Source organism: Rhizobium sp. YTUHZ044, assembly GCF_051123975.1.
Lineage (GTDB): Bacteria > Pseudomonadota > Alphaproteobacteria > Rhizobiales > Rhizobiaceae > Rhizobium.
The window spans coordinates 2,004,577-2,019,237 of sequence record NZ_CP101426.1; the positions used below are offsets into that span (position 1 = coordinate 2,004,577).

Annotated in this window: 17 protein-coding genes; 7 read left to right on the top strand and 10 right to left on the bottom strand. The window is 62.0% G+C overall.

Annotated elements, in window-relative coordinates; translation table 11 throughout:
* Positions 1 to 42: 42 nt before the first annotated feature.
* Entirely contained in the window at positions 43 to 1,245 is a 1,203-nt protein-coding gene (locus NL154_RS09970; RefSeq protein ID WP_210631248.1) for an AI-2E family transporter, read from the top strand.
* A gap of 17 nt (positions 1,246 to 1,262) precedes the next feature.
* Here NL154_RS09970 and NL154_RS09975 read toward each other — a convergent pair whose 3' ends face one another.
* Entirely contained in the window at positions 1,263 to 1,721 is a 459-nt protein-coding gene (locus NL154_RS09975) for a GNAT family N-acetyltransferase (RefSeq protein WP_221147715.1), read from the bottom strand.
* A gap of 131 nt (positions 1,722 to 1,852) precedes the next feature.
* On the opposite strand from NL154_RS09975, the gene NL154_RS09980 reads away from it, so the two are divergent.
* Positions 1,853 to 2,272, top strand: a complete 420-nt coding sequence (locus NL154_RS09980; RefSeq protein WP_221164970.1) for a hypothetical protein — start codon at positions 1,853 to 1,855, stop codon at positions 2,270 to 2,272.
* Here NL154_RS09980 and NL154_RS09985 read toward each other — a convergent pair.
* The 3 genes from NL154_RS09985 to NL154_RS09995 form a co-directional block, all read right to left on the bottom strand.
* On the bottom strand, positions 2,269 to 3,414 hold the full coding sequence (locus NL154_RS09985) for a DUF2336 domain-containing protein (protein ID WP_434733981.1): 1,146 nt from the start codon (positions 3,412 to 3,414) through the stop codon (positions 2,269 to 2,271). The two genes, NL154_RS09980 and NL154_RS09985, sit on opposite strands and share 4 nt — an antisense overlap.
* Positions 3,415 to 3,516: 102 nt before the next feature.
* A complete protein-coding gene (locus tag NL154_RS09990; protein WP_434733982.1) occupies positions 3,517 to 4,128 on the bottom strand; it encodes a flavin reductase family protein in 612 nt (203 codons plus the stop codon).
* Positions 4,128 to 4,712: a nitroreductase family protein gene (locus NL154_RS09995; RefSeq protein ID WP_210631243.1), complete on the bottom strand. Its 585-nt coding sequence runs from the start codon at positions 4,710 to 4,712 to the stop codon at positions 4,128 to 4,130. The genes NL154_RS09990 and NL154_RS09995 overlap by 1 nt, the downstream gene beginning before the upstream one ends.
* A gap of 113 nt (positions 4,713 to 4,825) precedes the next feature.
* Between NL154_RS09995 and NL154_RS10000 the strand changes: the two genes are divergently transcribed.
* Entirely contained in the window at positions 4,826 to 5,929 is a 1,104-nt protein-coding gene (locus NL154_RS10000) for a hypothetical protein (RefSeq protein ID WP_434733983.1), read from the top strand.
* A gap of 258 nt (positions 5,930 to 6,187) precedes the next feature.
* Here the strand turns inward: NL154_RS10000 and thrS are convergent, their stop codons facing one another.
* The 4 genes from thrS to NL154_RS10020 all read right to left on the bottom strand — a co-directional run bounded on the left by thrS (position 6,188) and on the right by NL154_RS10020 (position 9,816).
* Entirely contained in the window at positions 6,188 to 8,194 is a 2,007-nt protein-coding gene (gene thrS, locus NL154_RS10005) for a threonine--tRNA ligase (protein ID WP_221147718.1), read from the bottom strand.
* A gap of 122 nt (positions 8,195 to 8,316) precedes the next feature.
* Positions 8,317 to 8,844: a DUF1697 domain-containing protein gene (locus tag NL154_RS10010; RefSeq protein ID WP_434733984.1), complete on the bottom strand. Its 528-nt coding sequence runs from the start codon at positions 8,842 to 8,844 to the stop codon at positions 8,317 to 8,319.
* Positions 8,845 to 8,959: 115 nt separating this feature from the next.
* Positions 8,960 to 9,364 (bottom strand): membrane protein insertion efficiency factor YidD, encoded by a 405-nt coding sequence (gene yidD, locus NL154_RS10015; RefSeq protein ID WP_221156428.1) that lies wholly within the window; start codon positions 9,362 to 9,364, stop codon positions 8,960 to 8,962.
* A 5-nt stretch (positions 9,365 to 9,369) separates the two neighbouring features.
* A complete protein-coding gene (locus tag NL154_RS10020) occupies positions 9,370 to 9,816 on the bottom strand; it encodes an iron-sulfur cluster assembly scaffold protein (RefSeq protein ID WP_221156430.1) in 447 nt (148 codons plus the stop codon).
* A gap of 310 nt (positions 9,817 to 10,126) precedes the next feature.
* Between NL154_RS10020 and folE the strand changes: the two genes are divergently transcribed.
* The 3 genes from folE to NL154_RS10035 all read left to right on the top strand — a co-directional run bounded on the left by folE (position 10,127) and on the right by NL154_RS10035 (position 12,297).
* Complete coding sequence (gene folE / locus NL154_RS10025) at positions 10,127 to 10,741, top strand: GTP cyclohydrolase I FolE (protein ID WP_064802729.1); 615 nt, start codon at positions 10,127 to 10,129, stop codon at positions 10,739 to 10,741.
* A gap of 25 nt (positions 10,742 to 10,766) precedes the next feature.
* Entirely contained in the window at positions 10,767 to 11,219 is a 453-nt protein-coding gene (gene hisI / locus NL154_RS10030) for a phosphoribosyl-AMP cyclohydrolase (protein ID WP_221156432.1), read from the top strand.
* Positions 11,220 to 11,334: 115 nt separating this feature from the next.
* Positions 11,335 to 12,297 carry a patatin-like phospholipase family protein gene (locus NL154_RS10035; RefSeq protein ID WP_210631236.1) on the top strand — a complete coding sequence of 321 codons (963 nt, stop codon included), beginning with the start codon at positions 11,335 to 11,337 and terminating at the stop codon, positions 12,295 to 12,297.
* 55 nt (positions 12,298 to 12,352) lie between these two features.
* Here NL154_RS10035 and NL154_RS10040 read toward each other — a convergent pair whose 3' ends face one another.
* Positions 12,353 to 12,787, bottom strand: coding sequence for a CBS domain-containing protein (locus NL154_RS10040; protein ID WP_210631235.1), 435 nt, complete (start codon positions 12,785 to 12,787; stop codon positions 12,353 to 12,355).
* Between the two features lie 95 nt (positions 12,788 to 12,882).
* Positions 12,883 to 13,671: a rhomboid family intramembrane serine protease gene (locus tag NL154_RS10045; protein ID WP_210631623.1), complete on the bottom strand. Its 789-nt coding sequence runs from the start codon at positions 13,669 to 13,671 to the stop codon at positions 12,883 to 12,885.
* Positions 13,672 to 13,932: 261 nt separating this feature from the next.
* Between NL154_RS10045 and NL154_RS10050 the strand changes: the two genes are divergently transcribed.
* Positions 13,933 to 14,577, top strand: coding sequence for a PAS domain-containing protein (locus tag NL154_RS10050; protein WP_210631234.1), 645 nt, complete (start codon positions 13,933 to 13,935; stop codon positions 14,575 to 14,577).
* The last annotated feature ends 84 nt before the right edge of the window (positions 14,578 to 14,661 follow it).

A 14,661-nucleotide genomic window follows, 5' to 3' on the forward strand; every position in this document is an offset into this window, starting at 1 on the left:
TCATGGCCCATAACCAGAGTACAAGAATAAGAAGAGGCGCGCGTGGGTGTGTTCAACCGTCAGAAAACCAATCATGAGCCGCGATGGCTGGGGTCATCGGCGCCGACACGCACACCGCTGATTCCCTCCATTTCGGCGGCGCGCTGGCTGCTGGTGCTGGTCGCCGCCGCCGGCGTGTATTTCTTCTACGGCTTCCTCGTGCCGGTGCTTGCAGCCCTGGTCATCGGCTTCGCCAGCTGGCCGCTCTATCGCAAGCTGCTTGCCCGGGTCGGCGGCAATACCACGGTCGCGGCGACCATCGCCATCATCATGATCGTCACTTTCCTGGTCATCCCGATCGTGCTTGCGATCACCTATACGACAGGCGAAGTGCGCAATTGGGTTGCCTGGGCGATCCACGCCAACCGCGCCGGCGCCCCGACGCCGGACTGGATCGTCGCACTGCCTTGGGCAGGCGCCTATCTCGATGAGATCTGGACAAAATATATCGGCAGTCCCGGCGCCTTGGGTGAGGTCATCCAGGCGGTTAGCGGCGCCAATATCGGCAACATCTATCGCGCCGTGCTGGCAGCCGGCGGCGGCGCTTTCCATCTTCTCCTGACGCTGCTCTTCATGCTGATCGCGCTGTTCTTCGTCTATCGCGACGGCTTCTCCTTCTCCAAGCAGATCGACATGCTGGGCGAGCGCATCCTGCCGAACCGCTGGGAACGCATTTCCCGCGTCGTTCCGGCAACGATCAGCTCCACCGTCATGGGCATGACGCTGATTGCAATCGGCGAAGGCATCGTGCTCGGTGTGGCTTATTGGATCGCCGGCGTGCCGTCTCCGGTAACGCTCGGCGTGCTCACGGGGGTGATGGCCCTGATACCCGGCGGTGCGCCGCTCTCCTTCACGCTGGTTTCCATCTATCTCCTGGCAAGCGGCTCGCATGTCGCCGGCGTCGGCCTGTTCGTCTGGGGCACTGTCGAGCTTTTCATCGTCGACAAGACGCTGCGGCCGAAGCTCGTGGGCGGCCCGATCAAGCTGCCCTTCCTGCCGACCTTTTTCGGCCTTGTCGGCGGCGTCAAGACGATGGGCTTTCTCGGCCTGTTCATCGGCCCGGTGCTAATGGCGCTGATCGTCGCCATCTGGCGCGAATGGATCCACGAGGCCCGCAACGCCGAGAGCAACGAGACGATACCGCCGATCGTCATCGACGAGCAGGCACCGCCGGCGAAGCCGGTCCCGCGCGTCGCCGAAGGCTGACCTGTCTTCAAAGACCGCTATCCCAGCCGCTTTTCCATGAACAGGCTGAGCGGATCCGGTAGATAGGTGCCGAAAGCCTCGATCTCCCGATATCCGTATTTGCGATAGAGGGCGATCGCCTCCGGCTGATAGATGCCGGTCTCGAGCCGGACTGCCGTCAGCCGCTTTTCCCTCGCGATCGCCTCCAGCGCATTCATCAATCCGCTCGCAATCCTCAATCCCCTCGCCTGCGGGTCAACGAACATGCGCTTGATCTCCGCCGTGCCGTCGCCGGCCTCGACCAGCGCGCAGCACCCGACGATCGCCCCCTCATTGCGGGCGACGAAGAAGCTTACCGAAGGTTTCTCCAGCAAGGAGAGGTCGACCAGGTGGTTGCTCTCCGCGGGATAGAGCGACGCTGCATAGGCGTCGGAGAGATCGAGAAGGCGGATGACGCCGTCCTGGCGCGGCGGCTCCTGGGCGATGGTGACGGACATGCTAGTTTCCAATGTTTGCGGGAGGCGCAAATTTTTGCTGACCTGACGAAGAGTTAATGCCTTCGCCTTCTTTCGGTTGGAATTGGGCCGTCTAAGGCGATCTCAGGGTTCAATAGCCAAGGAGGCAGAATATGCAAGCGGTGCTCATCGCAATGACCATTCTCGGTTGCGACGATTCCGTCAGCCAATGCAGCTATGTCGCGACGGTCGACAAGCGCTGGGAGACCGTTACCGCTTGCGATGCCGAAGCCGAACGCCGGCTCAAGGCCTATGCCAATGTCAGCTATCCCTCGGTGATCGCCGTGTGCGAGGCGCCGAAAGCGCTTGCCGCCGCCGCACCCCCGAAACCGGCGCCCTTGCCTGCCGCCGCGGGCGACGCCGCTCCTGCGGCACCTGAAGAACCAACAGGACTCGCCAGCTTTGCTGAAAACATCGCCGGCCAGGTCCGTTCACATCTGCCATCCGGCCGTGACGTCAAGGAGACGCTGTCCAAACCCGTGCATTTCGTATCCGCCAGCTATTCCTGGGTAGTGACCCGGCTGAACGACTAGGCCGCCGCAAGCGCCGCATAGACACGGGCCGATTGTCGCTGTTCGGCGACGTGAAGCTTTTCCACCATGTCGAGCAGTTCTCCGGCCGCGCCGTGTGCGCCATGGTGATGGCGGAATTTTTCGAGAAGACGGCCGCCGACGGTGCCCAGCACGCTGCCCGGGGCTTTTCGAGCGGCCTCGCGCCACAGAAGCGTCGCCTCGACGAAGATCACGCTGATATCCCTCGGCAGGCCGACGGATTCGTAGAGGGCGCGCACGGCATGCATGCGCCCGGTTGCCAGGATCGAGCGCACCCTTCGCTCGCTGCACGCCGTCAGATCGACGATCGCAGCAGCGAAAAAGTCCAGCTTACCAGCGCAGAGCGCATGCATCAGCAAGGACGGCGTCAGCCGGCCGTTGAGGCGCAGATGCTCGACGAGATCCGGTATCTCCCGCGGCGCAACATCCCCGGCGATCGAAACGATGGCTGCCTCGGTCGCCTCGCGGCTGATGCGCTGGAGCCGCTGCAGGCCGATCGCCGCCTGCGCCAGCGGCAGGCCGACCAGCGCATTGCTGACATGCTGGGTGAGCAGCTGGCGGGCATCGGCCGGAAGATCGCTGCGGTCGAGCAGCAGGTTGCGGATATCACAACAATCGCCAAGCCGCTCGGCGATGCGCTTCAACGACTGGCCGGAGATGGCCGCGTCGTCGTTTTCGAGCAGGCAGAGCAATTCGTCTTCATCGCCGACCTCCGCGAGTGCAGCCGAGACCGGGCGCGTGACATAGGCCCTGGCCGCAATCAGCATGCGGGTGGCGCCGCTGCCGCGTGCGGCGAGGTCGACGAGATCGGCGTCGCTGAGAAGCGGCGAACAGGTGACGGCGTGGCAGGCAACCTCGGGCTGGTCCGCGGCAAGCGAAAGGATCAGGCTGCGCGGCGCGTCGGGCGACCAGGCGATCGCCTCGGCCAGCGCAAGCCGCACACGCGGCGACGGGTCATCGAGAAGAAAGGTCATCGCCATCTCGGCTGCCGCCCGCTCCTCGCCGCTCATCTCGGATTGCAGATAGGCTCGACCGAGCGCATTCGCGGCCCTGGCCCGGTCGCCGGTCTTGGCAGTTTCTATCCAACGAAGGAAAGCTTCTACGATCACGCGATGCCTCAGCACTTGAACGCGATTCCTTACGCGTTCCATTCAATGCTGTGACCGTAGCGACAAAAGGTTTAAGATTGGTTCACCATATTTCTTAAGCCTTTGTATGCTTTGCGCTCAGACCTTTCGCATCTGCGGCCGGAACATCTCGAAAACATCGCTGCCTTCGCTGTAGTCCATGTAGCCCATGCGCGCGACGGGCCGGGCGATCGACATGTCGAGGCGGCCGTCCCTGACGATCGCCTCGTCGATATGGACGCCGACCACCTCGCCGAAGACGAGAATGTTTTCGGACGGCGCACCCGATAATGTCTTCGGCTCGATGATCTCGGTGACCCTGCATTCGAGCACGGCATATGCCTCACCGACATAGGGCGCGTCGATCAGTTCGGACTGTCTCGGCGTCAGCCCGGCGAAATCGAATTCGCTGTTGCCGTAAGGCAGCGCCGCCGAGGAGCGATTCATCTTTTCGGCGAGATCGCGGCTGACGAAATTGCAGGTGAAGGCGCCGGTCTCCGCCGCATTGCGCTGGCTGTCCTTGCGACCGGCGGAGGAAAACATCACCAGTTTCGGCCGGTCGGCAACGGCGTTGAAAAAGGAATAGGGAGCAAGATTGACCGAGCCATCCCTGCCCTTGCTGCCGATCCAGCCGATCGGCCGCGGCGATACGATCGCCTTGAAGGGATCATGTGCGAGCCCGTGTCGATTGCTGTCGGTGGTGTAGAACATCAGTCCGCTCCGCCGACCCAGGTCACGGTATCGGCAAGCTCCGGCCGCGGCCGTTCGATCGCCGGAAATGTCGTTGAGCCGATATGGATGAAGCCAGCCACCTTTTCGCCGGACTCGAGGCCGAGCAGCGGATAGGCGCGCTGGTCATAGGCGAACCATTCCGTCAGCCAGTTGGCGACGTAGCCGCTGGCATTGGCGGCGAGAATGACATTGAGGCAGAGTGCGCCCGCCGACATCAGCTGCTCCCATTCCGGGATCTTGATATGCGGCCCCGCCTTGCTGACGACGGCGACGACGACCGGCGCTCGGGTGAAGCGGGTGCGCTCGACCTGGATCATCTCTTCGGAAAGCTCCGGCTTGGTCTCGAGCGCCAGTTTGAGAAGCTCCTCGCCGAGGCGCGCACGCTCATCTCCGCGATAGACGATGAAGCGCCAAGGGGCGATCTTGCCGTGGTCGGGAACACGCGAAGCAAGCCGCAGGATCTCTTCGATCTCGGCTTTTTCGGGGCCGGGTTCGCACATCTGGAAAGCGGGGATCGAACGACGCACGGCTAGGTAATCGATCAGCTTGATATCGGATTTCATGCGGGAGAAACTTTCATTTTTATGCTGCTGCAAAGCGTGGGTCTTGAATTTGCCATCGCGTTGGTCTTGAAGTGGCCTTTGCGATTTCAGAAGTCAATCGGTTCACGAAACAGATGTTTGGCATTTCGCCTCTTGCACGCATCGGCCTCGCCATCGCGCTGATGGTATTGATGCCCGTCGGCGCCGGTGCGCAGGATGCCTTCAAGGACTTCAAACAGCTCGATTCGACATCGAAGATGCCGAAGCTCAACGCCTTCATTGCGCCCGGCACCGCGCCCGAAGGAGCCAAGCTGCGCGACATCGAAATGGAAGCCAAGCTGACGGCCGACGGTACGCCTGTCGAGGATGGGCTTTCCTGGTATGTCTTCAGCCCGATCGCTGGCACCGACGGCAAGCTGCCGCTGATCGCCAGCGCCAAGGGCGGACCCGCTGCCTTCCAACTCGCTCCGGGCGATTATTTCGTCAATGTCTCCTTCGGCCGCGCCGGCGTCACAAAGAAGTTGACCGTGCCCGCTGACGGCGAGGTCGACAAGCAGGTGATGGTCCTCGATGCCGGCGGCTTGCTGCTCAACGCCGTCTCCGGCACCGATGCCCGCATCCGCCCCGACCAGTTGAGTTTCTCGATCTATTCCTCGGAAGTGCGCGACGACGGTGAGCGCGGCCTCGTGGTGGCCGATGTCTCGCCGAACACTGTCGTGCGCCTCAATGCCGGCACCTATCACATCGTTTCCGAATATGGCAGCGTCAACGCCGTCATCCGCGCGGACATCCAGGTCGAGGCCGGCAAGCTCACCGAGGCAACGATCCAGCACCGCGCCGCCCAGATGACCTTCAAGCTGGTCTCCGAAGCCGGCGGCGAGGCGATCGCCGACACCGCCTGGTCGATCCTGACGGCAGCCGGCGACAGTGTCGGCGAAAGCGTCAGCGCCTTCCCGACCATGGTCCTTGCCGAAGGCGAATACTCGGCCGTCGCCCGCAACAAGGACAAAATCTATCAGCGCGATTTTACAGTGGTTGCCGGCCGGAATACCGATGTCGAAGTTCTGATGAAGGACCAGCAGCCGCAACAGCCCGAGAGCCCGGCGGCCCGCACGGTGCAGCAGGCGCCGGCCGGCACGCCGCCGCCCCTGGGTGTCCAGCCGGCTCCGGAGGAGCCTCTGCCCTCCTACGAACAGCTCGTGCCGCAGGGCGGCGGCGACGGCGCCAGCCTGGATTGATTCTGCCGGGCACGCTTCTGCGGCGTACCAGCGATCAAGCCGATCGGCCGGCGTTCTGCAGCGCCGCGCGTCTGATCAGACGCGCAACGACGCTACCATTTTGGATCTACGCATCGGCCGATACCGCTAGACTAGGCGCGCATTTCATTCATTGGCAGGAAGATTTGGAAGTGGAGACGGGAGGCGCACGAGTGGCTGCCCCTCGCGAAAGACATTTCCGACAGCGCCGAAATCGGCGCTGTCGTATTCCCCCTATTTTCAGGCCGCCTTGACTTTCTTTGCCTCGGCCTTGCGACGGACGTCGGGCGGCGTCGCCTCGAGCATGAGGCTCTCGACGGCGGCGTCAAGCTCCATCGAAACCTGGTCCTGGCTGCCGAGGCGGCGGATGTTGACCGTGCGCTCCTCGGCCTCCTTCCTGCCGCAGACGATGATGACAGGAACCTTGGTGACCGAGTGCTCGCGGATCTTGTAGTTGATCTTCTCGTTGCGGAAGTCGGTCTCGACGTTGAGGCCGGCATCGCGCAGCGCCTCGGCGACTTCAAGCCCATAGGCGTCAGCTTCGGAAGTGATCGTTGCGACCACCACCTGCAGCGGCGATACCCAGAGCGGCATGTGACCGGCGAAGTTCTCGATGAGGATGCCGAGGAACCGCTCCATCGAGCCGCAGATGGCGCGGTGGATCATCACTGGCTGCGTCTTTTCGGAGTTGCTGTCGATGTAGAAGGCGCCGAAGCGTTCCGGCAGGTTGAAGTCGACCTGCGTCGTGCCGCACTGCCATTCGCGGCCGATCGCGTCCTTCAGCGTATATTCGAACTTCGGCCCGTAGAAGGCGCCCTCCCCCGGCAGGATGCCGGTCTTGATGCGGCCCTCGGACTGCGCCTCGATCGTCTTCAGGACATCGGTCATGACGGCTTCGGCGCGATCCCAGAGAGCATCGGAGCCGACGCGCTTTTCCGGCCGGGTGGAAAGCTTGACGACGATTTCCTTGAAGCCGAAGTCTTCGTAGACCGACAGGATGAGATCGTTGATCTTCAGGCATTCGGCCGCCATCTGCTCGTCCGTGCAGAAGATGTGCGCGTCGTCCTGCGTGAAGCCGCGCACCCGCATCAGGCCATGCAGTGCGCCCGAAGGCTCGTAGCGATGCACGAGACCGAATTCCGCCAGACGGATCGGCAGTTCGCGATAGGACTTCAGGCCATGCTTGAAGATCTGCACATGACCGGGGCAGTTCATCGGCTTCAGCGCAAAGACGCGGTTATCAGCCTCCTTGTCTTCCGGATGCGTCATCGCATGCGCCGATTTCACGGCGAACATGTTCTCCTGATACCAGCCCCAGTGACCCGACGTTTCCCAAAGCGAGGTGTCGAGCACCTGCGGCGCGTTGACTTCTTCATAATCAACAGCGAGTCGGCGGCGCATATAGGCGACGAGCGTCTGGAAGATGCGCCAGCCCTTGCCATGCCAGAAGACGACGCCCGGGCCTTCCTCCTGGAAGTGGAAGAGGTCCATCTCGCGGCCGAGCTTGCGATGGTCGCGCTTCTCGGCTTCGGCCAGCATATGCAGGTAGTTGTCGAGATCGGCCTGGTCTGCCCATGCCGTGCCGTAGATGCGAGACAGCATGGCGTTGTTGCTGTCGCCGCGCCAGTAGGCGCCGGCGACCTTCATCAGCTTGAAGGCGGTGCCGACCTGGCCGGTGGAGGCCATATGCGGGCCGCGGCAAAGGTCGAACCATTCGCCCTGGTTGTAGATCTTCAGATCCTGCCCTTCCGGGATCGCATCGACGAGCTCGACCTTGTACTGTTCGCCCTTGGCGGCGAAGACTTCCTTGGCCTTTTCACGCGACCAGATCTGCTTGGTGAACGGCGCGTTGCGGGCGATGATTTCCTTCATCTTCTTTTCGATCTTCGGCAGATCGTCGGGCGTGAAGGGTTCGTTCTTGGCAAAGTCGTAATAGAAGCCGTTCTCGATGACGGGACCGATCGTTACCTGCGTGCCGGGCCAAAGCTCCTGCACGGCTTCGGCCATCACGTGCGCGGCGTCATGGCGGATGAGTTCCAGCGCGCGCGGGTCCTTGCGGGTAATGATCTCGATCTTGCCGTCGGTAACGGCATCGGAAAGGTCGCGCACGCCGCCGTCGATCGCAATGGCGACGGCGCTCTTGGCGAGCGACTTGGAAATGGATTCGGCGACATCCCGGCCGGTGGCGCCAGCCGGGAAGCTGCGCATGGAACCATCAGGGAATGTTAGGGAAATGACTTCAGACATCGAAATTCTCCTTGTCCAGTCCCGCCAACGAATGCGGGTGGTTGCAACGACAGCGCTTCTCTTTGTTCGATGCGCTGCCGCCTGATACTCAGATTTCGCCCGGGAGTAAAGAAGCAGCCGGCTCACATGATCATCTGCGCAAGACCGCAAACGGTGTTCCAGTTGCGCATGGTTCCGACGCCGAGGCGCTTGGTCGTCAGCGCCGAAAGCAGTTTCGATTGGCTCGGTTTGCCGGCGAAATCGATCCAGAGATCGCCGCCGACGACGGCGAGGCGTTGCCCTTCCGCCATCAGCGGTTTCAGCGCCTCCACCTTCTCAGGATCGATCGGCAGGCGCATCACCCGGACGATCACCTGGTCTCCGCTGCCGTCCCGGAAGGGATTGGTGCCGCAGAGCGCCATCCAGGTGCAGTCGCTGCGCACGATGATATCGACATGTTTGCCGAACTTCTCTTCGAAACCCTCTTCCAGCGCGACCTCGAGTTCATGCGGACGTATTTGGTCGGCCTCGAAAACCAGATTGCCCGTTGCTACCAGCGTGCGCGGCTCGCGATAGCCGAGTTCTCTGGCAAGCGCGCGCAAGTCTTCCATGATCACCCGGCGGTCGGGCGAGAGCACGATGCTGTGCAGGAGGGCGACAAACATGCTCATGGCCACTCGCTCTCCTCCTCGCAGTCGTAGTCACCGAACAGTGACCGCGGCTCTCGCATCATCGCTGCCCTGACCTCCGAAACACAATGATGTTCGCCGAGCATCGTCACTGCGTTCACCCATTCTTGCGTCCAAGGGCGAGATAGCGCCATGGGGTCCACCAGCGAAAATCGTTGCCGAGTGTCTCAGGCACCGGGTCGAGGCCGCTGGTGCCGCCCGGACCGCAGCGGCCGACGCGAAACAGCGTCATCCAGCCGCCAGCCCATAATCCGTGACGGGCGATCGACTCGTAACCATATTCCGAACAGGTCGGGATATGGCGGCAGGAGTTGCCGACAAAGCCGGAAAGCGTCAGCTGATAGAGACGGATAAGCCCCATGCCGAGCAGGCGGTCCGGGGTCTTGCGGAACGGCTCGCTATAATTGCGGGAGCAGCGTGCGGATTTTTCGATCGGCCGTCTCGATCCGGCCGCGCCGCCATCGTCCTCATCGTCAGCCTGCCGGACGCAGAACTCGCACATCTCGGTTACGCCTCGACAACTTCCGCCTGTTTCGCCTCGATCTGCCCGATCGCGTCGACGACCGCGTCGAAGGTCAGCATCGTCGAAGCATGGCGGGCCTTGTAGTCCCGCACGGGCAGGAGATAACGCATGTCTTCGAACCGTCCGCCGGGCCCTGCCCCATCCGCCTTCAGCATGGCGAGCATGTCCAGACGCGCCTGCCGCAATTCGCCCGATGTCGCGCCGACAACATGGCGGGCCATGATCGAGGACGAGGCCTGGCCGAGCGCACAGGCCTTCACGTCATGGGAAAAACCGGTCACGACATCGCCATCCATCTTCAGCCAGATCCGCACCTTTGAGCCGCAAAGCCTGGAGTGCGCCTGGGCGGTCGCATCGGCATCATCAAGCGTCCCGATCAACGGAATATTGCCGGCGAATTCGAGGATTTTGCTGTTGTAGATGTCGTCCATGCTGGATTTCCGCTCCAAAATCGCTGCGGATCGGCCTAGATCGGGCTGTCATTGTCGTTGAAACAAAAAACACACCGTGTCATCTGAGGATACTTACATATAATGGCCGTCTTCCTATATGTATGTCGTTCCAAGGCCATGAAAATGCAATGGCCTTGTGTAAGTTTGATTGGGAAACCGTGCCGGATGGGCGCTTGAATTAGCCCTGAAAGCCCCGGAGCCTGCCAAAGGTGCATGAATTCCCGCATGGGACTGACCAGTGGCGATTCCGACAGATGGGTCCGCGACGCGGGCCAGGAGACCATTGATCATGGACGCCATCGTAAAGAACTTTCCGCAGCCGAACCGCGACTCGGACCGCCCTTCCCAGCAGGAGGCCGAGGAAGCCGTTCGCGTTCTGTTGCGCTGGGCCGGTGACGATCCGACGCGCGAAGGCCTCATCGAGACGCCAGCCCGTGTCGCCAAAGCGTACCGCGAGCTTTTTGCCGGTTACGACATGGCGCCGGAGGATGTGCTTGGCCGAACCTTCGAGGAAGTCGCCGGTTACGACGACATGGTCCTTGTCAAGGACATTCCGTTCTACTCGCATTGCGAACACCATATGGTGCCGATCATCGGCAAGGCCCACGTCGCCTACATGCCTGATGGCCGCGTCCTCGGCCTGTCGAAGATTGCTCGTGTCGTCGAGATTTATGGCCGGCGCCTGCAGACCCAGGAAACGATGACGGCCCAGATTGCCCGGGCCATCGACGATACGCTCAATCCGCGGGGTGTTGCCGTACTGATCGAGGCCGAACATATGTGCATGGCGATGCGTGGCGTTCAGAAGCAGGGTTCGACCACCTTGACCACGACGTTTACCGGAACGTTCAAGACCGAACCGGCCGATCAGGCCCGTTTCATGAGCATGGTGCGGAGCCGCTGATACCGGCTCCCTCAGGAGGGCCGAAATGAGTCAACTGATCTTCAATCAACCATCCGAGGACAAGTCGGCGTTGGAAGACGCCGGCGATTTCACGCCGCGTTTCGACGACCGCGGCCTGATCACCGCGATCGTCACCGACGCCGGCGATGGCGAACTGCTGATGGTGGCGCATATGAACGCCCAGGCCCTGGCGCTGACCATCCAGACGGGCACGGCCCATTATTTCAGCCGGTCGCGTGGCAAGATCTGGAAAAAGGGCGAGACCTCGGGCAATCTTCAGACGGTGAAGGAAATTCGCACCGATTGCGACCAGGACGCCATCTGGTTGAAGGTCGAGGTCGCCGGCCATGACGCCACCTGTCACACCGGCCGCCGTTCCTGCTTCTATCGGACGGTGACGCTGCGCGACGGAAAGCCGATGCTCGACATTGTCGACGACGAGCGTCATTTCGATCCGCACGACGTCTACGGAAAATAGACTGACCGTCCCCGCATTTGCCCCTTATTGTGCCAGAAACCGGTTCTATATACCTTTTGGCAACCGATCGGGCACACTATCGTGACATACGTGTTCTGCTGGAGGGGAGAGCGCAATGCTGAATTGGAGTCTGCACCGTCAAAGCGCTGAAGGCGAAGGCTCCGGTTCCGGCATGTCGACGATACTCGAGACGATCCCTGCGCCCGCGCCTGTCAACAAAATCAAGATCGCACTCGCGCTTGGCGGCGGCGCCGCCCGCGGCTGGGCCCATATCGGCGTGTTGCGCGCCCTCGACGAAGCGAAAATCGAAATCGGCATGATCGCCGGGACATCGATCGGCGCGCTGGTCGGCGGCTGTTATCTCGCCGGCAAGCTCGATGAACTCGAAAGCTTCGCGCGCTCGCTGACCATGCGCCGCATCGCCAGTCTGCTCGATCTGACGATCGGCGGCAGCGGCCTGTTCGGCGGCATGCGGCTGACCAAGCGTATGCAGGAGCATCTCGAGGGCCTGAACGTCGAGGATCTGGACCGGCCGTTTGTCGCGGTCGCCGCCGAGGTCAATACCGGCCACGAGGTCTGGATCGCCAATGGTTCGCTGATCACGGCGCTGCGTGCCTCCTATGCGCTGCCCGGTATCTTCGAGCCGGTCCGCAGCAATCACCGCACTCTGGTCGACGGCGCGCTCGTCAATCCGGTTCCCGTCTCTGTCTGCCGCGCCTATGAGCAGCCGCTGGTGGTCGCCGTCAATCTCAACTACGATCTCTACGGCCGCTCGGCGGTCGTCCGGCACAATGCCAGCCTCTCGCAGCAGGAATTGCAGAAACAGGAAGAGGCGCCCTATGCCCGCCTCGGCATGACCGGAGTCATGGTGCAGGCTTTCAACATCATCCAGGACAGGATTGCCCGCGCCCGCCTTGCCGGCGATCCGCCCGATATTTCACTGCAGCCACGCCTGAGCTATATCGGCCTTTCGGAATTCCACCGCGCAGGCGAGGCGATCGAACGCGGCTATGAGGAAGCGAGAGCCAGGCTTCCCGAGATCAAGCGCATGCAGGAAGTCTACGCCAGCCCTCCGTGAGGCGTCGTCCCGCGACGGCGGCTGGGACGACGGCATCATTCAAAAAACCGAAACTTCAGCCGGCGATATAGGCCTTGATGTCCTCGGCCTCGCGCTCAACTTCGGCGATCCGGGATTTCACCACGTCGCCGATCGAGATGATGCCGGCAAGCTTGCCGTTGCTTTCCACCGGCACGTGGCGGAAGCGGCGGCTGGTCATCAGTTCCATCAACTCGTTGACGGTCGTCTCCTCGTGGCAGCGGTAGACCTTTGAAGTCATGAGCTGAGAGAGCGGCTGATCGAGGCCATCCTTGCCGTGCTTGGCGATGGCATGCACCAGATCGCGCTCGGTGAACATGCCCGAAATCCGGTTCTCCATGCCGACGACGACGATAGCGCCGATCTTCTTCTTGCTCAGAATGGCGGCCGCCTCGGCGACAGTGGTGTTCGGCCCGGCGGTGATGACGTCCCTGCCCTTCAGGTCGAGGATTGCTTTGACTGAACTGGTCATTCGAACCTCCTATGTCGAGCCTGTGACGTGTGTCACAGGCATCCGCGGCGGTTGCTCCCCCCAATCGCGGATCGTTCGATGGTGCACTGCCCGGCTTAGGATTGCAACATATCCTTCTCCGTTCCCGCCGGTTCTGCAGGCGGCCGTGGCGCCCGGTCAAACAGCGAAAACAAAAGGAAGCCGAAGACGAAGCCGCCGATATGCGCGTCCCAGGCGATCTCCTGGTCGCTGTCGCCCACGAGCGGAATGCCGGCGGCGATGAGCGCGTTGCCGACCAGCCAGAGAAGCATGAAAATGACGACGGTCCGGCTCTTCAGGGCGTCGATGATGGAAAGCCGGGCGTTGAGATGCGCCACCGGCATCGGTCGCCGATCGGCCGGAAAGGCGAATCGGCAGGCAGCCCCCATCAGCCCGGAAATGACGCCCGATGCGCCGATCAGCAGCGATACGTCTCCCCAATTGAGGATCGCATGCAGGGCGGCGGAAGCGACGGCGGACAAGATCCAGAAGAACAGGAACCGTAACGTGCCGATGCGGCGCACGACCGGCGCGCCGAAGGCCATCAGCCAGAAGGCATTGAAGAGGATATGCTGGGTGCTGCCGTGCAGCAGCGAATAGGTAACGGGCGTCCAGAACAGCTCCAGCCCCTGCTGCGACAACGGAATCACGTAGCGAGCGGGGACGAAACCGAAGGTAAACAGCAGCCAGCCCACTGCATCGTCCGAGAGAACGAGCGCCTGCACCGCATAGATAAGGATGAGCAGACAAAGGCTGAAGAGCAGCGCCGGCGGAAGGTTGAAGACCGGCACGCGGGGGGGCCGCGCCGGCGGCCGCGCCTCGGAAAGTTCGGGCGTCTTGTCTGGCTCGCCCGTCTGCTCGTTCATCTTTATCGCCTCGTTGAGGGCCTCAGCCATACAGGAGCGCCTGTCAAAAAAAAAGCCGCCCGTAGTGCCGGGCGGCGTAACCCGAATTCCTGAAAAGACCCAGGATCGGCAGATCGTGCTGAACTCCGAAAGTCGAAGCGATGGCTGGACATTGTCACGACAGACGTCGCGCCTCAACCGAAACCCTTTCTTAACCTTAACGGCCTGGATCTGGCATGAAATCCGCAAGGTAGAAGCTGTACGGGCAATGACTGCCCGAAAATGCTCCGGAATGGGACAGGTTGGTGTGAAATGCGTGTGCAAACGACCATCGAAATTTTTGACTATTGGAACCGTATCCGCGGCGCTGCCGATGCGCCGCTGAAATCACAGGTCGAACCCTCTGCCGTTCCCCATCTTCTGCAAAGTCTCTTCATCCTTGAGACGCGCGACGGCGGAGACATCGTTTTCCGGCTCGCAGGCACCCGCATCTGCGATTTCTTCGGGCGCGACCTGCGCGGTGAACGTTTTTCGTCGCTTTGGGCGCATGGCCAGCATGCGGACATTGAACGCACGGCGATGGGCGTCATGAACCATGCCATGCCGGCCCTGTTCAACACCACCGGCTACAGCACCGTCGGTCATCAGGCCTCCTTCGAGATCATCATGATGCCGCTGCGCTCGCCGGATGGCGCCTGCGACCGGCTGCTCGGCGCGATCGCACCGACGGCGGCTGCGAGCTGGCTGGAAATCGTGCCGCTGGAATTCCTGGCGCTCGACCGCAGCCGTCTGCTGCCCGAAAAATTCAGCAAGGCCGCGCCAGCCGAACTGCGCTCGATCAACGAGGTCGTCGCGGCAAAAGGCATCGGATTCGGCCAGGCCATGCGCCGCATGGTGTCACAGCTGCTGAGTGCCGAGGCGCGTTGAGCGTCTCGTTTCAGGACAAGGCGCGCACTCGTTTTCGGCCATGTCACAATAAGGCGAAACAACCTTCTGTTAATGGATTGGAGG